Annotated in this window: 19 protein-coding genes; 8 read left to right on the top strand and 11 right to left on the bottom strand. The window is 31.0% G+C overall.

Going from position 1 to position 21,585, the window contains the following annotated elements; translation table 11 throughout:
• Positions 1-122: 122 nt before the first annotated feature.
• Positions 123-689 (top strand): DUF3109 family protein, encoded by a 567-nt coding sequence (locus ABNT65_RS15065; RefSeq protein WP_348703085.1) that lies wholly within the window; start codon positions 123-125, stop codon positions 687-689.
• Here ABNT65_RS15065 and ABNT65_RS15060 read toward each other — a convergent pair.
• On the bottom strand, positions 686-2,023 hold the full coding sequence (locus ABNT65_RS15060; protein WP_348703086.1) for a deoxyguanosinetriphosphate triphosphohydrolase: 1,338 nt from the start codon (positions 2,021-2,023) through the stop codon (positions 686-688). The two genes, ABNT65_RS15065 and ABNT65_RS15060, sit on opposite strands and share 4 nt — an antisense overlap.
• A 230-nt stretch (positions 2,024-2,253) precedes the next feature.
• Between ABNT65_RS15060 and ABNT65_RS15055 the strand changes: the two genes are divergently transcribed.
• Together ABNT65_RS15055 and ABNT65_RS15050 are read left to right on the top strand one after the other, a co-directional pair.
• On the top strand, positions 2,254-2,751 hold the full coding sequence (locus tag ABNT65_RS15055) for a Panacea domain-containing protein (protein ID WP_348703088.1): 498 nt from the start codon (positions 2,254-2,256) through the stop codon (positions 2,749-2,751).
• Complete coding sequence (locus ABNT65_RS15050; protein ID WP_348703089.1) at positions 2,744-3,070, top strand: hypothetical protein; 327 nt, start codon at positions 2,744-2,746, stop codon at positions 3,068-3,070. Before ABNT65_RS15055 ends, ABNT65_RS15050 begins: the two co-directional genes overlap by 8 nt.
• A gap of 92 nt (positions 3,071-3,162) precedes the next feature.
• Here ABNT65_RS15050 and ABNT65_RS15045 read toward each other — a convergent pair whose 3' ends face one another.
• The 3 genes from ABNT65_RS15045 to trxA all read right to left on the bottom strand — a co-directional run bounded on the left by ABNT65_RS15045 (position 3,163) and on the right by trxA (position 7,350).
• Positions 3,163-5,550 (bottom strand): ribonucleoside-diphosphate reductase subunit alpha, encoded by a 2,388-nt coding sequence (locus tag ABNT65_RS15045; RefSeq protein ID WP_348703090.1) that lies wholly within the window; start codon positions 5,548-5,550, stop codon positions 3,163-3,165.
• A gap of 183 nt (positions 5,551-5,733) precedes the next feature.
• Complete coding sequence (locus ABNT65_RS15040; protein WP_348703091.1) at positions 5,734-6,705, bottom strand: ribonucleotide-diphosphate reductase subunit beta; 972 nt, start codon at positions 6,703-6,705, stop codon at positions 5,734-5,736.
• A gap of 285 nt (positions 6,706-6,990) precedes the next feature.
• Positions 6,991-7,350 (bottom strand): thioredoxin, encoded by a 360-nt coding sequence (gene trxA, locus ABNT65_RS15035; protein WP_348703092.1) that lies wholly within the window; start codon positions 7,348-7,350, stop codon positions 6,991-6,993.
• A 165-nt stretch (positions 7,351-7,515) separates the two neighbouring features.
• Between trxA and ABNT65_RS15030 the strand changes: the two genes are divergently transcribed.
• Positions 7,516-9,681, top strand: a complete 2,166-nt coding sequence (locus ABNT65_RS15030) for a prolyl oligopeptidase family serine peptidase (RefSeq protein WP_348746204.1) — start codon at positions 7,516-7,518, stop codon at positions 9,679-9,681.
• A gap of 17 nt (positions 9,682-9,698) precedes the next feature.
• Positions 9,699-11,780 (top strand): M13 family metallopeptidase, encoded by a 2,082-nt coding sequence (locus ABNT65_RS15025; protein ID WP_348746203.1) that lies wholly within the window; start codon positions 9,699-9,701, stop codon positions 11,778-11,780.
• Between the two features lie 66 nt (positions 11,781-11,846).
• On the opposite strand, the gene ABNT65_RS15020 is transcribed toward ABNT65_RS15025, so the two are convergent.
• From ABNT65_RS15020 to ABNT65_RS15010, 3 genes are read right to left on the bottom strand one after another with little or no spacing between them, the layout of a single operon-like run.
• Entirely contained in the window at positions 11,847-12,065 is a 219-nt protein-coding gene (locus tag ABNT65_RS15020) for a hypothetical protein (RefSeq protein WP_348703095.1), read from the bottom strand.
• A 15-nt stretch (positions 12,066-12,080) separates the two neighbouring features.
• The gene (locus ABNT65_RS15015) at positions 12,081-12,512 is read right to left on the bottom strand and encodes a hypothetical protein (protein WP_348746202.1); all 432 of its coding nucleotides are present in this window, start codon (positions 12,510-12,512) and stop codon (positions 12,081-12,083) included.
• A 7-nt stretch (positions 12,513-12,519) separates the two neighbouring features.
• On the bottom strand, positions 12,520-13,044 hold the full coding sequence (locus tag ABNT65_RS15010) for an RNA polymerase sigma factor (protein WP_348703097.1): 525 nt from the start codon (positions 13,042-13,044) through the stop codon (positions 12,520-12,522).
• Between the two features lie 146 nt (positions 13,045-13,190).
• Here ABNT65_RS15010 and ABNT65_RS15005 point away from each other — a divergent pair, with 146 nt between their 5' ends.
• Positions 13,191-14,126 (top strand): ABC transporter ATP-binding protein, encoded by a 936-nt coding sequence (locus tag ABNT65_RS15005; protein ID WP_348739512.1) that lies wholly within the window; start codon positions 13,191-13,193, stop codon positions 14,124-14,126.
• 39 nt (positions 14,127-14,165) lie between these two features.
• Here the strand turns inward: ABNT65_RS15005 and ABNT65_RS15000 are convergent, their stop codons facing one another.
• The 3 genes from ABNT65_RS15000 to ABNT65_RS14990 form a co-directional block, all read right to left on the bottom strand.
• Positions 14,166-14,921, bottom strand: a complete 756-nt coding sequence (locus ABNT65_RS15000; RefSeq protein WP_348703100.1) for a hypothetical protein — start codon at positions 14,919-14,921, stop codon at positions 14,166-14,168.
• 66 nt (positions 14,922-14,987) lie between these two features.
• Positions 14,988-15,437 carry a 3-oxoacyl-ACP synthase gene (locus ABNT65_RS14995; protein ID WP_348703101.1) on the bottom strand — a complete coding sequence of 150 codons (450 nt, stop codon included), beginning with the start codon at positions 15,435-15,437 and terminating at the stop codon, positions 14,988-14,990.
• Positions 15,434-16,543 (bottom strand): FAD-dependent oxidoreductase, encoded by a 1,110-nt coding sequence (locus ABNT65_RS14990; RefSeq protein WP_348747835.1) that lies wholly within the window; start codon positions 16,541-16,543, stop codon positions 15,434-15,436. Before ABNT65_RS14990 ends, ABNT65_RS14995 begins: the two co-directional genes overlap by 4 nt.
• 69 nt (positions 16,544-16,612) lie before the next feature.
• Between ABNT65_RS14990 and ABNT65_RS14985 the strand changes: the two genes are divergently transcribed.
• Together ABNT65_RS14985 and ABNT65_RS14980 are read left to right on the top strand one after the other, a co-directional pair.
• Positions 16,613-17,092, top strand: coding sequence for a hypothetical protein (locus tag ABNT65_RS14985; RefSeq protein ID WP_348739510.1), 480 nt, complete (start codon positions 16,613-16,615; stop codon positions 17,090-17,092).
• A 204-nt stretch (positions 17,093-17,296) separates the two neighbouring features.
• Positions 17,297-19,876 (top strand): GEVED domain-containing protein, encoded by a 2,580-nt coding sequence (locus ABNT65_RS14980; protein ID WP_348739509.1) that lies wholly within the window; start codon positions 17,297-17,299, stop codon positions 19,874-19,876.
• Between the two features lie 68 nt (positions 19,877-19,944).
• Here the strand turns inward: ABNT65_RS14980 and ABNT65_RS14975 are convergent, their stop codons facing one another.
• Entirely contained in the window at positions 19,945-21,486 is a 1,542-nt protein-coding gene (locus tag ABNT65_RS14975; protein WP_348746201.1) for an aldehyde dehydrogenase family protein, read from the bottom strand.
• Positions 21,487-21,585: the final 99 nt, after the last annotated feature.

The raw sequence follows: 21,585 nt of genomic DNA, 5'->3' as shown, positions 1-21,585 counted from the left end.
CTGTTTTTCATTCGTGAAATTTGACTAGAAAACTTTTAAACTAGTATTTTTGCAAAGATAATATGCATTAGCAATATAGTACTTTAATATTATATTATATAGCATCCTAATTTTCATTATTCATGTTTCAACTAGGAAAAACTATTGTTTCTGAAGATTTAATACAAAAAGATTTTGTGTGTAATCTATCTGCTTGTAAAGGTACTTGCTGCGTTGATGGTGAGGCTGGCGCTCCTTTAAATAAAGAAGAAACAAAAATACTTGAAGAAATTTACCCTAAAGTAAAACCTTTTTTACGTAAAGAAGGTATAGAAGAAATTGAGAAAAATGGTACATGGATTACTAGTGATTTTAATGAACTAGAAACTCCTTTGATTAACCATGCTGAATGTGCTTATGTTATTTTTGATGACAAAGGCACTGCTTTATGCGCTATTGAAGAAGCATATAATAAAGGTATTATTGACTGGAAAAAACCTATTTCATGTCATTTATATCCTGTAAGAGTAAGAGACTATAGTGAATTTGCTGCAGTAAACTATCATAAGTGGGACATCTGTGACGACGCCTGTTCTTTAGGTAAAGAATTGCAAGTACCTATATACAAGTTTTTAAAAGAAGCACTGATCAGAAAGTTTGGTCAAAACTGGTATGATGAATTAGAAAAAATAGCAGGAGAGACATCTTAAATGATGTTTCCTGCTATTTTTTTATGTAATCTAATAGCAAAGCCATCTGACAAACCTGACACGTAACTACATATCTGCATAATACGATCATACAAGCTATCCTTTTCTAACTGATATTCTGCTGGCAACAGTTTTAATACTAGCTTATCAAAGTTTGACATAGTTCCATCATATTTATTATTTAATGCTGTTACAAACACATCTAGTAAATCAGCAATAATTTTATAGCCTGCTACTTCTTTTTCTATTACTTCCTTACTATTATATATTTTCTCTACGCTTATTTTAATAATGTCATTTATTTGCGCTTCATATCTACATTTATCTAATAACCCTTTGTCAAAAGTTCCATTAAGTATTGCTTTTTCATTTTCTAAAAACACTTTTACAGCTTCATTTATTAAGACACCAATTGCTAAAGCTCTTAAATAACTTACTCGATCTTTTTTATGTTGAAGTGAATGGTATTTTTTACTATCAATAGTATCTTTTACCAACTTAATCATATACTCTAACGCATAATCTTCATCAATTAAACCTAAGTTAATTCCATCTTCAAAATCAATTATTGTATAACATATATCATCAGCTGCTTCTACTAAATACGCCAATGGATGTCTGTAGTAAGCCGTACCAATACTTTCCTTTTTTAACAAACCTAAATCTTCTACCAAATCTAAAAAAGCGTGTTTTTCAGATTGGAAAAAACCATATTTTTTATCAACTATGTGTTGCGTTGGTTTTTTAGGCAAACTTTCCTTAGGGTACTTAATAAAAGCTCCTAACGTAGCATAAGAAAGCCTTAAACCTCCTGGAATTCCTTCTCTATTTTCTGTTAAGATTTTTAGACCATTAGCATTTCCTTCAAAATCAATTAAATCTTGATATTCTAATTCTGTTAATTGACTTTTATATTTTAATCCTTTTCCAGTTTTAAAATACTCACCTATTGCTTTTTCTCCTGAATGACCAAAAGGAGGATTTCCAATATCATGCATTACTGAAGCTGCCGCAACAATAGCTCCGAAATCATTAAACGTATACCCTAAACTAACCAAATTAGGATACCGTTTTAAAATCTCTTGCCCCACTCTTCTTCCTAAAGTACGCCCAACAACTGAAACCTCTAAACTATGTGTTAATCGAGTATGAACAAAGTCAGTTTTAGATAGAGGAATTACCTGTGTTTTATCTTGCAAACTTCTAAATGCAGATGAAAATATAATCCTATCAAAATCAACTTCAAAACCTAACCTTGTTTCATCTTGATTGGCACGTTCTCTTTTCTGTTTGTCTCCATATCTTTTTAATGATAGTAGCTGTTCCCAATTCATTAATAACTTAATTTAAGTATAAACAAAGTTATTCATTCTTTTTATTTCGTGATCTTTAGTTTACCTAATTTATTTCATTGTTTTTTAAACAAAAAGACACAACAAGAACTTTTTTAACATAAAAATTTGTAAACTAACTACTTAATTTAACGAATTAATAGCTATTTTTGTCGAAATTTTCTTGACAATCAAAAAAATTGTGCTTAATTTTATTACAAATTTTAAAAGGTATGGGGACCACTAGTTCTGTAGCGAACGAATTTATAAAGCTTGCAAAGCATTCAGATTATGAATTAACTAATATGAAGTTAGTTAAATTAATGTATGTTGCCCAAGGACTATCCTTGTCTATTTTAGAGCGTCCTATTTTTAAAAACGATTCTATTGAAGCTTGGAAATTTGGCCCTGTAATTCCAAGTGTATATCACGAATTTAAACACTTTAAATCTAGTCCTATTACTAGTAACTCTGTGATGCTTGACAATGATTGGGAACAACTATCTGAACCAAAATTAAAGAATGAAGACGATAAGAAGGTAGTTTTACTAACTTGGCAGTTATACAAAAATATTTCTGCTACCGATTTAGTAGACTTAACTCACATGCCTGGAACTCCATGGAGTTTAACCTATAGACCTGGTCAAAATAGAGTTATAGACAATGAACTTATTAAAAGATACTACGATAAGTTTGTGATTAACCTAGACAAAGAGCTAAAAAGTGCATAACAATAAATTAGATGAGTTAATAAAAGGATCTAAAAACCTCCCCTTTAACACTAAAAAAATAGATAAAGACACCGTTTTAACTGAACAGGAGGTATATGATAGAGTTCAAGACAGGTACGAAAGAAAAAAATACGCTTCAAGAACTTTTATTTTTTTATGTGGATTTACCAGTATTATTCTGCTTATAATTATTGCTTCTGGATTTTCTAAAATTACAAATTTTAGCTTAAGTGATACTGTTTTAGTAGCTATTATAACCTCATCTTTAGCTACCGTAGTAGGCATCTTTATATTAGTAATGCGTTATTTATTCAAATAGTAATAATTTTTCCTTAAAATCAAAAAAGAGAGGCTTATAAAAACCCCTCTTTTATATATGTATGTTTTGATTTTAAATTAAAACTATAATTTCTATGAACCACACATTAAGCAATCGTCTGGACCAGCATTTTTAGACGCTTCTACCATGGCTTTAAACTCTTCAGCACTCATTGCCTCATCTTCTTTCTTTTTTTCCTCTACATTCAACGTAAACTGCTTAGCATTAACAGCAGACTTTGTACGTAAGTAATACATACCTGTTTTTAATCCTGATTTCCAAGCATAGAAATGCATTGATGTTAATTTACCAAAATCAGGATCTTTCATAAATAGGTTTAACGACTGAGATTGATCTATAAAATACCCTCTATGACGAGCCATATCTATAACATCTTTCATACTCATTTCCCACACTGTTTTGTATAAATCTTTTAAATCTTGTGGAATACTTTCAATATGCTGAATAGATCCGTTGGCACGCATAATATCTTCTTTCATATTATTATCCCAAAGTCCTAATTCAACTAAATCCTCTAATAAATGTTTGTTCACTACAATAAACTCTCCAGAAAGTACTCTTCTTGTATATATATTAGAAGTATAAGGTTCAAAAGCCTCATTATTTCCTAATATTTGCGATGTTGATGCCGTTGGCATTGGTGCCACCAATAAAGAATTACGAACACCATGCTCCACAACTTCTTCACGTAATGATTTCCAATCCCATCTTCCACTTAACTCATCATCTTTAACTCCCCACATGTTGTGTTGAAATTCACCCTGTGACATTGGCGAACCTTTAAAAGTAGAATACGCTCCTTTTACTTTAGCCATTTCCATAGATGAAGTTACTGATGCAAAATATAAAGTTTCAAATATTTCCTGATTCAACTTCTTTGCTTCATCACCAGTAAAAGGCAATCTTAACATAATAAATGCATCCGCTAAACCTTGAATACCTAGACCAACAGGGCGATGGCGTATATTTGAATTTTCTGCTTCAATTACAGGATAATAATTTCTATCAATTACCGTATCTAAGTTTCTAATAACTTTTTTAGTAACTTCAAATAATTTTTGATGATCAAAAAACTTATCTCCGTTTTCATCTTGTGCTACAAACATAGGAATCGCTATTGAAGCTAAGTTACATACAGCTACCTCATCTTCAGCCGTATACTCCATAATCTCAGTACACAAGTTAGATGAACGAATTGTTCCCAAGTTTTTCTGGTTAGATTTGCGGTTAGCTGCATCTTTATACAACATATAAGGCGTACCAGTCTCTATTTGTGACTCTAGAATTTTCTCCCATAAATCACGTGCCTTAATCTTTCTTCTTCCTTTTCCTGCTTCTTCATAACTTGTATATAAACGCTCAAACTCTTCTCCGTAAGTATCGTATAAATGAGGACACTCATGTGGACACATTAAAGTCCAATCAGCATCTTCTTGAACGCGCTTCATAAATAAATCAGAAATCCACATTGCATAAAACAAATCACGTGCACGCATTTCCTCTTTACCATGATTCTTTTTTAAATCTAAAAAGTCAAATATATCCGCATGCCAAGGCTCTAAGTACATTGCAAACGACCCTTTTCTCTTACCTCCTCCTTGATCTACATAACGTGCAGTATCATTAAATACGCGTAGCATTGGAACAATACCATTAGAAGTTCCATTAGTACCACTGATGTAGGATCCTGTAGCACGGATATTATGAATAGACAACCCTATTCCTCCTGCAGATTGCGAAATTTTAGCTGTTTGTTTTAACGTATCATAAATTCCATCAATACTATCCTCTTTCATTTGTAGTAAAAAACAAGAAGACATTTGTGGTTTAGGCGTACCGGAATTAAATAATGTTGGTGTAGCATGAGTAAAATATTTTTTACTCATTAATTCATATGTAGCAATAGCTTCATCAATATCCTCTTTATGTATACCGATAGAAACACGCATTAGCATTTGTTGAGGGCGTTCGACAATTTGCCCATTAAGCTTTAATAAATAAGAACGTTCTAAAGTTTTAAACCCAAAATAATCATAGTTGAAATCACGGCTATAAATAATTGTAGAATCTAACTTCTCCGAATTATCCATAATAATTTGATAAACATCATCAGCTAACAACGGTGCTTTTTTACCTGTTCTTGGATTTACATAGTTATATAAATCCGTCATTGTTTCTGAAAATGATTTTTTGGTATTCTTATGTAAATTTGACACTGCAATTCTTGCTGCTAACTTAGCATAGTCAGGATGTGCTGTAGTTAATGTTGCTGCAATTTCTGCTGCCAAATTATCAAGTTCAGAAGTTGTTACTCCGTCATACAATCCTTCAATAACACGCATTGCAACCTTTACAGGGTCTACAATACTGTTTAAACCATAGCACATTTTTCTAACACGTTCCGTGATTTTGTCGAACATCACTGGCTCTTTTCTGCCGTCTCTTTTTACTACATACATATATTTTTGATATTTTTTGAGTTTAATGGGGTCGCCAAAGCATCACCTGCTTTAAAGCAACTAAATAATAATTTAAAAAATGGTTTCTTATTTGAAACTAGACATAGCGCTAAAACAAGTATATTGTTTTAAGCATCTCACCTTACCGCATGTAGGGGATTAGCAGTATAAATTTTCATCAATTTAAAAATCAGCGTCAAAGCTAATATTTCCAGTACCACCAGATTTCACACCTGCTTTTTGATACTCTGAAACTCTTTTCTCAAAGAAATTAGTTTTACCTTCTAAAGATATCATTTCCATGAAATCAAAAGGGTTTGTAGATTCATACACTTTTTTACATCCAAACTCTACTAAAAGTCTGTCAGTAACATATTCTAAATATTGAGTCATTAACTTAGCATTCATACCAATTAAACTAACAGGTAAAGACTCAGTAATAAACTCTCTTTCAATATCTAGTGCTGAAATAATAATCTCAGAAATTCTTTCTTTAGGAACTTTATTCACTAAATGATTATTGTGTAAATGCACAGCAAAATCACAATGCATTCCTTCATCCCTAGATATTAATTCATTAGAAAATGTTAAACCAGGAAGTAATCCTCTCTTTTTTAACCAAAAAATAGAACAAAACGATCCTGAAAAGAAAATCCCTTCTACTGCAGCAAAGGCAATTAACCTTTCCGCAAAAGAATCGGAATCAATCCATTTCAATGCCCATTCAGCTTTTTTCTTGATTGCTGGAAATACTTCAATAGCTTTAAAAAGTTTATCTTTTTCTTCTTCGTTTTTGATATAAGTATCTATTAACAGAGAATATGTTTCAGAATGAATATTCTCCATCATTATTTGGAATCCATAAAAAAACTTGGCTTCAGAATACTGAACTTCATTTACAAAATTTTCAGCTAAATTTTCATTTACAATACCATCTGACGCTGCAAAAAATGCTAATATATGCTTAATAAAATAGCGTTCATCATCAGTTAACTTGTTATTCCAATCGTTTAAATCTGAATGTAAATCAATTTCTTCAGCAGTCCAAAAACAGGCTTGTTGCTTTTTATACCATTCCCACAAATCATTGTGTTGAATTGGAAAAATTACAAATCTATCCTTATTCTCCTGCAAAATTGGTTCAATTCTAGCCATCCTTTTACTAAATATTTTTAGGTGTTTTTTTTAATGTATAACCGAGTGACAAAGATTGGAATTTTTACTAAAAATTGAAAGTTATACTTATTCACAAATCCCTTGAAGTTTTTAACAAATCGCTAAATCAACTTAAACAAACCTCTTAAAACACCAAAGCACAACACACTAAAAAACAACAATTTAAAAACTTAAATTTTCGTTAAACAGTGATGTTCACTGAGTTTCTTAATTTACATAACAGCATAAAAAAAAGTGGTGTTTTTTAACACCACTTTAAATTCTCTAATTTTGAATTTTTAACACATCTTCAATAATTTGTTTGATCTGTTTTTTAGGCAATGCTCCATGTGCCATTTGTGGTTCTTCATCTACCGGACAAAAAAGCATAGATGGAATACTTCGAATACCAAAAGCTGCAGATAATTCTTGTTCAGCTTCTGTATCTATTTTATAGATATGTATTTTACCCTCATATTCACTACTTAGCTCTTCTAAAACTGGAGCTAACATTTTACAAGGTCCACACCAGTCTGCATAAAAATCTATTATTGCAGGGATTTTACCTTCAAACTTCCATTCTTTATTTTTTTCATAGTTAAAAACCTTTTCGAAAAAAGTGTCTTTTGTTAAGTTTTCTGTCATTCTTTTTTAATTCTAATTATCTTAATAAAGTATCTAACCGTAAAGTTAGTCGTTTTTATTATGTTTAATTACAAAAATTAATCTAGATGTTAAATTCCTCTTAAAATGTAACATTTCTGTTATTTTTTAATCTAACTTTGGAAAGTTTACCTAATCCTTTCAAACATGAGAAAACTAATCTTTCCTATTGTATTAGCTAGTACTTTTTTTATAGCTTGTAAACCATCAAACAAAACAAATACACAAAGTAAAATTACAGTGAATTATCCTGAAACTACTAAAAAGCCAGTAATCGACGATTATTTCGGTACAAAAATCACCGATAATTATCGTTGGTTAGAGGATGATAGAAGTAACGAAACTGAAGCTTGGGTAAAAGCCGAAAATGAAGTTACTTTTGACTACCTAAATAAAATTCCTTATCGTAATCAATTAAAAGAGCGATTAACCGAATTATGGAACTATGAAAAAGTAGGTACTCCTTTTAAAGAAGGTAACTATACTTATTATTACAAAAATAATGGACTACAAAACCAATATGTTTTATATAGAAAAGACAAAAATGGCAAAGAGGAGGTTTTTTTAGACCCTAATACTTTTTCAAAAGATGGCACTACTTCTTTAGGTGCAATTAGCTTTACTAAAGATGGAAAAACTCTAGCTTATTCAATTTCTGAAGGAGGAAGTGATTGGAGAAAAGTAATAATTATGGATGCTGAAACTAAAGAAATCAAAGAAGACACTTTGGTAGACGTAAAGTTTTCAGGAATTTCTTGGAAAGGTAACGAAGGGTTTTACTATTCTAGTTATGACAAACCTAAAGGAAGTGAGTTATCTGCAAAAACAGATCAACACAAATTATATTTTCATAAGCTAGGAACCCCACAAAGTTCTGACAAAGTAATTTTTGGAGCAACTTCAGAAGAAAAACACCGTTATGTGGGAGGTTATTTAACAGAAGACCAACGTTTTTTATTAATTTCAGCTTCAACATCTACCTCTGGAAACAAACTATTTATAAAAGACCTTACCAACTCTAATAGTAAACTAATACCAATTATCAACAATTTTGATAGCGATACATACGTAATTGATAGCAGAGGAGATACACTATATATGGTTACCAACTTAAATGCTCCAAACAAAAAAATAGTAACTACTAGTTTTAACAATCCTACCTCTGAAAACTGGGAAGACTTTATTCCGGAAACAGAGAATGTATTATCTCCATCAACTGGTGCAGGTTATTTTTTTGCTGAATACATGGTTGATGCTGTTTCAAAAGTTTTGCAATATGATTTTAATGGAAAATTAATCCGTGAAGTTAAACTACCAGGCGTAGGTTCTTCTGGAGGGTTTTCTGGTAAGACTGAAGCCAAAGAACTTTACTTTTCATTTACTAATTATAATACTCCCGGATCATCTTATAAGTTTAATCCAGAAACTGGGGAATATCAATTATACTGGAAACCAAGTATATCTTTCAACAGCGATAATTATGAGAGCAAACAAGTGTTTTATAACTCAAAAGACGGAACAAAGGTACCTATGATAATAACTCATAAAAAAGGCATTGAGTTAAATGGTAAAAACCCCACTATTTTATATGGTTATGGTGGTTTTAATGTAAGTCTTACACCTAGTTTTAGTATTGCTAATGCTGTCTGGATGGAACAAGGCGGAATATACGCAGTTCCTAACTTAAGAGGTGGTGGTGAATATGGAAAAAAATGGCATGATGCAGGAACTCAATTAAAGAAACAAAATGTTTTTGATGATTTTATTGCTGCAGCTGAATATTTAGTATCTAACAAATACACATCCTCAGATTACTTAGCAATTCGTGGAGGATCTAACGGTGGTTTGTTAGTGGGAGCTACAATGACACAACGTCCTGATTTAATGAAAGTAGCTTTACCTGCTGTTGGTGTATTAGATATGCTTCGTTACCATACCTTTACAGCTGGAGCTGGTTGGGCATATGATTATGGAACTTCTGAACAAAGCAAAGAGATGTTTGAGTATTTAAAAGAATACTCTCCTGTACATAATGTTAAATCAGAAGTTGAATACCCTGCTACGCTAGTTACTACAGGCGATCATGATGATAGAGTAGTACCTGCACATAGTTTTAAGTTTGCTGCTGAACTTCAAGACAAACAAAAAGGAACCAACCCTGTATTAATAAGAATTGAAACAAATGCTGGTCACGGAGCTGGTACTCCAGTTGCTAAAACAATTGAACAATATGCTGATATCTTTGGTTTTACACTATTCAACATGGGGTTTGAAGCACTACCTAGCTCTTTAAAAACTAAAATAAAATCTTAATTAAACCTACAAAAACAATGAGAACCTTTTATAAACTTGTTTTTACCACTGCTATTACTTCTTTAGTAACTGTAGCATGTAAAACAGATAAAAAGCAACCTGAGGAAAAAGTTCAAGGGATTGTTTTAGAAAACATGGATACATCTGTAAAGCCTGTTGATGATTTTTTCCGATATGTAAATGGAACTTGGATAGACAAAACCAACATCCCTGACGACCAAACTTCTTGGGGTGGATTTAATCAACTTCGTAAAAATACAGATGCAGATGTCTTAACTATTTTAAACAAGGCTATCAAAGAACGTGACTTTCCAAAAGTTAAGGATAGTAATGGTAATGAAATAGATTCTGATCAAGAAAAAGCTGTTAATTATTACGAAACCATTATGGACACTGTTGCTAGAAATAAATCTGGCAAAGAACCTGTTAAACCTTTTCTTAATAAAATTAAAGAAATTAAAAATTTAAATGATGTACAACAGTTTTTAACTAACATGGCTCCTTATGGAGGTGGTGCATTTTATGGTTTTGGTGTTTTTAATGATTTAAAAAACAGCAGTATGAATGCTGGTTATATGGGAGCCGAAAGTTTAGGTTTAACCAGAGATTATTATGTTGACGAAAAAGTAAAAGATAAATTGGAAAAATATCAAGAGTTTGTTGCTAGGATGCTTCAAGAGTTTGGAGACGATGAAAGTACTGCTAAAAAGAACGCAGCTACAATTGTTGGATTTGAAAAAAGCTTAGCAGAACCAATGATGACCAAAGAGGAACGTAGAGACACTCGAAAAATCTACAATCCTATGACTATAGAAGAATTAACTACTCTGGCTCCAACAATTGATTGGAACGCTTACTTAAAAGGTATTGGTGTAGAAAATATTGACAAAATAATTGTTACTGATCCTAACTACTTCAAAGCAATGAGTGAAATTTTAAATACTCGCTCTATTGAGGACATCAAATTATTACTACGTTGGAACACAATTAATAATTCTTTAGGTTTATTATCTACTGATTTAGAAAAAGCAAACTGGGAATTCTACAGTAAAGAAATGCGTGGTTCTAAAAAGCAACGTCCAAGAGACGAGCGTGCTTTAGGAAGTTTAAACCGTGCTATTGGGGAAGCTCTAGGTAAACTATATGTAGACGCTAAGTTCCCTCCTGAAGCCAAGAAAAAAGCTAAAGAGATGATTGACAATGTAATGTTAGGCTTTGAAAAACGTATTGCGCAATTACCATGGATGAGTGAAGAAACCAAGAAAAAAGCTTTAGAAAAACTTCATAAATTAACTGTTAAGATTGCATATCCTGATAAATGGAAAGATTATTCTGCTTTACAAGTAACAGGCTTAAAAAATGGTGGTACATACTTTGAAAATGCTATTAATGTTTCTAAATGGAACTTTAATAAAGGTATTGCCAAGCTAGGCAAAGAGGTTGATAGATCTGAATGGGGAATGTCTCCACAAACTGTGAATGCTTATTTCAACCCTGTAAATAATGAAATTGTATTTCCTGCTGCTATTTTACAACCTCCTTTTTACAATTACAAAGCTGATGAGGCTGTGAATTATGGAGGAATTGGCGCTGTAATTGGGCATGAAATCTCTCATAGTTTTGATGATTCTGGAGCTCGTTTTGATGGTGATGGAAACCTTAAAAACTGGTGGACCGAAGAAGATTCTAAAAAGTTTGCTGATGCTGGGCAAAAATTAGTAAGTCAATTTGACAACATCATTGCCATTGATAGTATGCACCTAAATGGTAAATTTACTTTAGGTGAAAACATTGGTGATTTAGGTGGTGTACAAGCTGCTTATGAAGGATTACAAATTTTCTTGGCTAAAAATGGTCGCCCAGAAAATATTGATGGATACACTCCTGAACAACGCTTCTTTTTATCTTGGGGAACCATTTGGAGGACTAAAATGCGTGACGAAGCTCTAAAAAATAAAATTATGACAGACACACATGCTCCTGGTATGTATAGAGCCTATATGCCACTTAAAAATGTGGACTCTTTTTATGAAGCTTTTGAAGTAAAAGAAGGAGATAAAATGTATTTAAAACCTGAAGATCGAGTTAGAATTTGGTAATTTTTAACTCTTTTAATCACGAAAATATTATTCACCAAAAAGCCGACAATCAAATTGTCGGCTTTTTTAGTCTACCAACTCGATACATTTAAAGCCTATTTTTTCAATCTTACTTAAAATGTATGTTTCATTTATAGTATCATCAGCTTCTATTCTTAATACACAATCAACATCTTCTAAGTCAATTGAAATATCTATAATACTTTTATCTCTATTAAATATTTCTTGAACTGATTGTGCTTTTTGATCCGTATTAACATCGGATTTAAAAATAAATAGTTTCATAACTTCTATATGTTTTTAATCAACATTCTGATTACTGTCATTTTCACCCTTACGTTTTACATATTCTTTAAAAGCTTTACCACCTTCATTTTCCCAAAACTCTTCATAATACTTCCAATTTGAGAATTCATTTTTACAATTCTGATTATAGTACGATTTCATTTTATGTTCTTTTCTTTTTTTAAAAGAACTTTCTGATTTCTTTCTACTCCCTCCACAATCTCCCGAAGAAAGCAGAATTTTAGACAGAATAAACAAACCTACAGCTTGCCAATAGTTTATAACTGGTAAGCCAAAAATTTCTGGCATTAAATTATTCCATAACCACATAATGGCATAACCAAATAATATAGCTAATCCAATTACCGCAATTACTCCAAATACAATTCTGCCTACAAACAACCCTGGAGACTCACCTTCCATTCTTTCTTTAAATAAATTTTCCATCTTATTTTTATTTTTTATTTTCAATTTTGTTTAATAAAATACCTAATGCTCTATGTCTTCTAGACATTAATGTTCCTTTTGGCACTCCTAAGTTTTCAGCCAATTCACTATACGTATATCCTTCAAAATCTATAGCTATAATAACTTCTCTATATACAGGCTTTAAATCCATTATTTTATTTTTTAAGCTTTTTAAAGTTTCCTCAGAATAAAATGAATCAGATAAGTCTTGTACTACCTCTGTAAAATGAATCAATTTCTCCTCTTCAATAGCTTGATTCTTGTAAGTTTTCTTTCTTCTAACATCAATAATCTTATTTTTTATTGACCTATATACAAATCCAGCCACATTATTGATAGGTGAATAGCTATTAGCTCCTGAAAACAACTTAAGTGCAACTTCTTGAATAATATCTTCAGCATCTTGATGGATACTATCTTTGATTCTAGATCCAACATAAGATTTCAGTACCGAATACTCTTTATCAAAAAATGCTTTTAGCTTTTTATTGTTTTCTGATTTTTGATTCATTTACAAGCTTTTAAAATCGCTTTTCATTAATAAAGACGAAGTTCTTGAAATCTATTGCATGTTTTTCAAAAAATTTAAATAAAAACTCAACATTACTTCTACTAAACTTTTATTTTTTATCCTATTACTTTGCCTATTTTTGTCTTATGCTACATGTTAATAACATCTCTTTTCAATACCCAAATCAGAAGAAAACTTTAAGTGATATTAATTTTACTCTAAAGAAAGGTGAACACTTATGTATTATGGGAGAAAGTGGCTGTGGAAAATCTACTTTGTTAAAAATTATTTATGGTTTATTGGATGTTAATAAAGGCTCTTTATTTTGGGGAAATCATCAAATTTTAGGACCAGCACATCATTTAGTTCCTGGCATGGATTTTTTTAAATATGTAGCACAAGATTTTGACTTAATGCCCTATATTTCAGTTAGCGAAAATATTGCTAAGTTTTTATCCCGTTTCTACCCTGAAAAATCTAAACAAAGAACTCTTGAACTTCTTGATGTTATTGAAATGAAAGAATTTGCTAATGAGAAAGTTAAAAATTTAAGTGGAGGACAACAACAACGTGTAGCTATTGCTAGAGCTTTAGCTAAAGAACCTGAGTTACTTTTATTAGATGAGCCCTTTAGTCAAATAGATAACTTTAAGAAAAACTCTTTACGTAGAAAATTGTTTTCTTATTTAAAAGAGAAAAATATAGCCTGTATAGTAGCCACTCATGATGGCAATGATGCTTTATCTTTTGCTGATAAAATGATGGTTATACAAAACCATAAAACCATTGCTATAGACTCTCCTAAAAACCTTTACAACAATCCTCAAAAAAAATATATTGCTTCTTTGTTTGACGATGTTAATGTTATTGAGATTGATAATGAAAATTATTTACTTTTTCCACATCAGATAAAAATTGTAGAAAATTCTACTATTAAAGCTGTGGTAGAAAAGTGTTACTTTAAAGGGTTTCATTGGTTAATAGAACTTAACCTAGACAAACAATCTCTTTTCTGCTATCACAACAATGCTATTCAAGAAAAAAAGACAGTCTCTTTATTAATCAATAAAGAAACCGTCTAACATTTCAAACAATTTAATATTCAGGGTAAAAAATTTATTCTATAATCTATTTTGTTTTGTTGTTGCCTCAACAATTACACTATCTCTAACCACTTCTCCATCTGCATACTTTACATAAGGCCTTAAGTAATATTTTGAACTAGGTTTAAGTTTTTCAACTGTGCCTATATATCTAGCTATCCTTGCTGTTCCATTTTCATTATGGCTTAACACTGCTTTTGAGCCATAAAACTCTCTATTTCCGCAGTATTCAAAACCAAAATCAACAGGTGATTCCTTTAACATACTAACAATCTCAGCTTTTATAATTATACTATTAGGTGTTATACATTCTGAATCTGGCTCATTTATTTTTATAATTATCTTCCTATCAGAACTTGCATTTACATTTGTATTTACCTCAACTTGATTTCCATAATAAACACTTCCGTCTACTCTCTCCAGAAAGCCTCTTACATAATATTTAACACCTTTAGGCAATTCTTTAAGAACACCTTTCACTTTCTGAAAACCATTAGCTAAAACTTTAATACCTCCATTATCTAATGCTGGATTTAAAGTCTTCGCATATACAAATCCTCTATTTTTAATAGTGTTTTTAAAACCAGTATAGCCATATTCTCCTTCAATAATTATATTTACCGTTTGATTTGCATTTATGAAAAAATCTACATCTTCACTAGTAATAAAACTTTCATTTACAAACCTAACATCAATTTCATTTTCTTTGCAACCTAAGCTAACACCCATTAAAAAACAACTAATTAATATATATACTATCTTTAATTGTTTCATTATTTAATCCTCATCCTATTCGTTTGATTAAACAATTAAAAGTAATATATCCCTACCTAGTTTACTTTAAAAAACTTCTTTTATGATATATTTAACATTATTAAAAACAAATTCTGTATCAGTAGATTTTCCTAACAAACATCGTCCTATGGGAGATGAAACAGACACAGCAAAATAATTTTCTCCTTCAATATTTATTTTACCTGCAGAAATACTAAGAAAATATGTCATTTTATTGGTCACGACTACACTTCCTAAACATGCTAACTTATTATCTTCTTTTGGATTTATTTTTGCTAAAATTTCTTTCATAGTTTGAATGGAAACTAATTGCTTACCTGCCTTTTCCATTTCTAACTGTAGCATTGCCCTACCCGTTTCATGTTTATCTCCAGCTGAACTTTTGGTTTCAGATTGCAAAGATCTTTTATGTGAATTGATTATATTTTCAATTGTTTCAGCTTGCTTATTTACAAAAACAACACATGCTTCATATAATTCTTCTTTTAAACTCATAATAAATCTGCTAATTCTTCGCCAACTAAACTACCAATAGCTACACCCATTCCTCCTAAGCGAACCCCACAAAAAACATTATCTGAAATTTGTTTAACAATTGCTTTTTTCTGGTTTCCAACTCCCATAATACCACTCCATCTTAAATCAATCTCAAAATCAGTATTAGGTAAAATAACTTCCTTCAAAATTTCTTCTAATTTATTTTGAATTAAAGATGTTTGTTCAAAACTCATTGTTTCTTCTGCTTTAAAATCAAGATTTCTTCCTCCTCCAAATAAGATTCTATTATCAATATTTCTAAAATAATAATACCCTTTTTCCAAGTGAAATGTTCCTTTAATTTTTAAGTTTTGTATAGGTTTTGTTATTAAAACCTGTGCTCTTGCAGGAGATACAGATTCGTTTAATAATGTTTTTGCAAATCCATTTGTTGCTACAAATACTTTTTTGGTATTAAATGTTACACTTTTTGTTTTCACCAAAACCTCATTACTAATGGTATCCTCAAAACCTTCCACTTCAATTCCATTTAAAATTTGTATTCCTTTATCTTGAACTCTCTTTAATAAAGAAACTATCATTTTACCAGTGTCAATTTGTCCTTCAAAATTATTAGTGATGTATTTTTGATATACATTTTTGAAGCCAAATATGTTGTTTGATTCGCTAAAAACAGTTTTTTGAAATAACGGTTTTAATAAATTATTTATTTTTTCTTTTTCTTCCATACATTCTTCATATATATTTTTATCTAGAAAGAGTTCATATCCATTATTTTGTTGAAAATCTATATTTTTATCTCCTAAATTTTTTCGTAACAACTCGAGCCCTTCCCACCTCTTTTTAACCAATTCTAGTACTTCCTTATCTGTATGACTCTTTAAATCATCAATAAGCTCTGACAAACTCCCAAAACAAGCAAATCCAGCATTTTTACTACTCGCTCCTTGTGGTAAAACACCTTTTTCAATAATTATTATTTTTGATTTAGGGTATTTCTTTTTTAACTTCAATGCACAATTTAAACCAACAATACCACTTCCAATAATGGTAAAATCAATATTTACAAACCATTGTTTTAACTCCCAATAACTATAATTCAACATTTTATAATCTGTAATAAATTAGTAACTTGGCATACTACTTGAACTTTCTAAAGTAAATAATATAAAATGAAAATAATGAAACTCTTTGGAATCTTAATTTTAACTATTGGATTAACACAATGTGGTAGTATGAAACCTGACCAAGAACCTCCTTTTACTATTAAAGAAGCAAGTGTTACTAATATTATTGGTGGAATGCCAGGTAACAACAGTACCAACTTAGACATTATTTTCTTTTCTGAAAAAAATGTTGTTTTTGAAAAATTATACTTTGCTGATAAAATAACTCAAGCAACTGTTGAAGAAAAAAATGGAGAAAAATATTTAATAGGGCGATTTAATACAGATATTCGAGATAGTAAATATGATTTAAATTTACATAGCGATCCTAAAAAAGAATATGGTAATAAACCACCTCAACAAAAAGAGAAACTCCCTTTTGAACTAAAAAAAGGAGAAGCTGCTGTAAGTTATAAAGTAGATAAAAAAACTAAATATTTTAAGATCAAGAATATTAAAAGAAAAAAAGACATTTTTATGCAATAAACGGTTTTTTTTAAGAAATATCAAAAGCTATTTAGATTTCTCTAAATAGCTTTTATTTTTGGATACATCTAGCTCTTCAAATACTATTTTGTTAAAAACAAATACTAAATTAACATTATTGTTAAAAATTAACATTCTTTTTTACACTTTCTTCAATAAGTATACTTTCATACAAATTTTTAAAAACAATAACAAATAACTAAAATGAAGAAAACGTTAATTTTCACCCTTCTAGTACTAACCTGCAAGTTATATGCCCAAATTAATCGAGGTCCTTATATTCAGCAAGGTGGTCCAAACAGTATTATTCTTAAATGGCGGACTGATAAAGCAGAAAACTCACAAGTAAATATTGGCCTATCAACCAACAACATATCTTTAGAATTTAAAGACAATACTATTACCAAAAATCATGAAGTAAAAATATCTGGTCTTCAAGCAAACACTAAATATTACTATCAAGTCGGATCACAATCATCTTTATACCAAGCAAGAGTAAACCAAGAAAACCAATTTTTTAATACAGCTCCCAATTTTGGAGAAGAAAAAGCCTTTAGAACCTGGATACTAGGAGATCCTGGCACTCAAGATTTCAGACAACGAAAAGTAAGAGATGGATTTCTAAATTTTTCTAACGGAAATTCCCCAGATTTGATGCTATTATTAGGAGATAATGCATACAGCTATGGAACTCAAGAAGAATACCAAGCGGCTTTATTCGAAAACATGTACGAAAACATCTTAATCAATACCCATCTGTGGTCTAGTACTGGTAATCATGATTTATTATACGGTTATGAAGATGTTTTTTACGGTATTTTTACTTTTCCTACGCAAGGAGAACTTGGAGGTGTCCCTTCTAATTCTGAAGGGTATTATTCTTTTAATTATGCTAATGCTCATTTTGTCACTATTGAAACTTCAGAAGAAGATCTAGATGATACAAATGGCGAAATGATTAAATGGTTAGAGAATGATTTAAAAAACAACACACAAGATTGGATTATTGTATACTTTCATCATCCTGTATATAGCGGAGGACATGATTCTGACAAAGAAAAGGATTTAATTAACCTTCGTAAAAACTTCGTTCCTATTATTGAAAAATACGGTGCAGATGTTGTACTGTACGGACATAGTCACAGATATGAACGAACAGGACTAATAAAAGGTCATTTTGACTTATCAAACACATGGAATCCTTCAACAATGGCTATTGATAATGGATTAGGACAAGAGAACAATGGTGGTGTTTATGATAAAACTACTTCAAGAGATGGTACAGTATATATTACCACAGGAAATGCAGGAAAGGGACTAGGAGACGATGGTGCTAAACCTGTTCATAAAGTAACAAGTGGAGCTATTGGCTCTGGAATTTTAGACATAGACGGAAAAAGATTAGATTACAAACAATTAGACGGAGATGGAAATATAATTGACCATTTTACTATTATCAAAGATGAATTTATAACAATACCAATCCCTGATGAAACTACAATTGAGATTGGAATTAACAATGATAATGATGATGTTGAAGAAAATGAAAATGGAATCATTAATTACAATAGTAGTGATTTAGAATTAGTTTATGATCACTCAACAATACAAGTAGTTGGCTTAAGGTTTAACAATATTGAACTTCCAAAAAATGCCACTATTAAAAATGCTTATATACAATTTACTGCAGATGAAAATAACAGCGATACTACTGAATTAGAAATTTCTCTTCACAACTTATCTAATTCTCCTGCATTCTCTACATCCAATAATGTATCACAGAGACTTACTTTCTCTGAGAAAATAAAATGGACCCCATCTCAATGGACTAGAAATCAAAAAACTGATAACCAAAAAACCCCTGAGTTAAAAAGTTTAATTCAAAGTTTAGTTAACAAAGAAAATTGGTCTTCAGGCAATAGTTTAAGTTTTATTATAAAAGGGACAGGAGTAAGTACAACTAACCCAAATTCAAAAAGAGTAGCTTATTCATATGACAACTCAACCAGTAAAGCCCCAAAACTAGTAATCACCTACAAACTTGAACAAGATTCAGATCCTGACCCAATAGAATACTGTAGCTCTAAATCATCAAGAACAGATTATGAATACATACAAAGAATTCAACTAAATACTATTGATAATAGTAGTGAAGGATCTGCTAGTGGATATGAAGATTACACAGAAATATCAACTGAATTAAACAACGAAAACACCATTTCAATAACCCCTAAATGGCCAAAAGGAAACTCATATAACGAAGGGTTTTCTGTATGGATTGACTATAATAAAGATGGTGACTTTTTAGATGAAGGTGAACTGGTTTTTTCAGAAGCTCCAAATAAAGAGGTTTTAATTTCTAAAAACTTCTTCTTACCAAAAACTTACACATCTGGGAACACAAGAATGCGAGTATCTATGAAATACAATAAAATACCTACAAGTTGTGAGTTGTTTACATATGGTGAAGTTGAAGATTACACGGTTATCCTTCCTACCAACTTAAGCAAATCAAAAACGAGTAACAAAACCTTAAACAATGTTAAAACCTACTTAAATATTTCACCAAACCCAGTTAAAAACAATAGTTTCATCAAAATTAAAACCAACATAACAGTCAATTTAAAATATCAATTAGTAAACTTAAATGGTAAAGTAATTCAATCTGGAAAGATTAATAGAAATTACACTATTCCAATTAAAAGACTTAAAACAGGAGTTTACTTACTGAACATTGAAGATTCAGAATCAAATAAATTTATCAACAAAGTAGTTATAGAGTAATATTTACTTTACCAACAACAAAACCCCAGAAAATTCTGGGGTTTTGCTATTTGTGTAACTTTTCAATTTTATAAATCAAACTTGATACCTTGTGCTAAAGGTAAATCAGTAGTATAATTTATTGTATTTGTTTGTCTACGCATATATACTTTCCATGCATCAGAACCAGACTCACGTCCACCACCAGTTTCTTTTTCACCACCAAAAGCACCACCTATTTCTGCACCAGAAGTACCAATATTAACATTAGCAATACCACAATCAGAACCTGCATGTGACAAGAAACGTTCAGCTTCACGTAAATTATTGGTCATAATAGCAGAAGATAAACCTTGTGCTACGCCATTCTGTAGCTCTAATGCATTTTCAACATCTCCAGAATATTTTAATAAATATAATACAGGAGCAAATGTCTCATGTTGAACGATTTCAAATTCATTAGAAGCTTCAGCAATTGCAGGTTTTACATAACATCCACTTTCGTATCCTTCACCTTCAAGAACACCACCTTCTACTACAATATTCCCTCCTTCTTCAACTACTTTACTTAAAGCAGTTTTATACATTTCTACGGCATCTTTATCAATTAAAGGCCCAACATGATTGTTTTCATCTAATGGGTTTCCAATTCTTAATTGTTTATAAGCATCAGCTACCGCTTGTTTTACTTTATCATAAACTGATTCATGGATAATTAAACGACGTGTTGAAGTACAACGTTGCCCAGCCGTTCCAACTGCTCCAAAAACAGCTCCAATTACAGTCATTTTAATATCAGCATCTGCTGTAACAATAATAGCATTGTTTCCTCCTAACTCTAATAATGATTTTCCTAAGCGTCCCGCTACCTCTTTTGCAACTATTTTACCCATGCGAGTTGATCCTGTTGCAGATACTAATGGCACTCTTTTATCTTTAGATAAGTATTCACCAACTTTATAATCTCCATTAACTAAACAAGAAATTCCTTCAGGTAAATCATTCTCCTTTAAAACCTCAGCAATTATGTTTTGACATGCTACACCACATAATGGAGTTTTCTCTGATGGCTTCCAAACACAAACATCACCACAAATCCAAGCTAAAGCTGTATTCCATGCCCAAACTGCTACTGGAAAGTTAAATGCAGAAATAATACCCACAACTCCTAATGGATGGTATTGTTCATACATTCTATGTCCTGGACGCTCTGAATGCATTGTTAATCCGTGTAATTGACGTGATAAACCAACAGCAAAATCACAGATATCAATCATTTCTTGAACTTCTCCAAGTCCTTCTTGGTATGATTTTCCCATTTCATAAGAAACCAATTTACCTAACGCTTCTTTTTTCTCACGTAACTTTTCTCCAAATTGACGTACAATTTCTCCTCTTTGTGGAGCTGGCATCACTCTAAAAGATTTGAAAGCCTCTGTTGCCGCTTCCATTACCTTCTCATAATCTTCTTTAGTAGATGCTTTTACTTTTCCTATTAATTTACCATCTACTGGAGAGTATGATTCTATAATTTCTCCATTAGAAAAGTTTACAGAACCTGTTGAAGTTCCTTCATTTATATCTTTTAAACCTAATTCTTTAAAAGCTTTGTCGATTCCAAAATTAGTCATTTGTGGTCTAGTTTTTAATTATTCTACACTTTTGCGGTAACAAAACTACAAATAAAATAATATTTCTAATAATTAAACATTTAAAAGTATTTTGTTTAA

This window comes from Tenacibaculum sp. 190524A02b, assembly GCF_964036645.1.
GTDB classification, from domain to species: domain Bacteria; phylum Bacteroidota; class Bacteroidia; order Flavobacteriales; family Flavobacteriaceae; genus Polaribacter; species Polaribacter vairaonense.
Note: the sequence above shows the minus strand (reverse complement) of the source record. Positions and strands in the feature narration are given on the sequence as shown.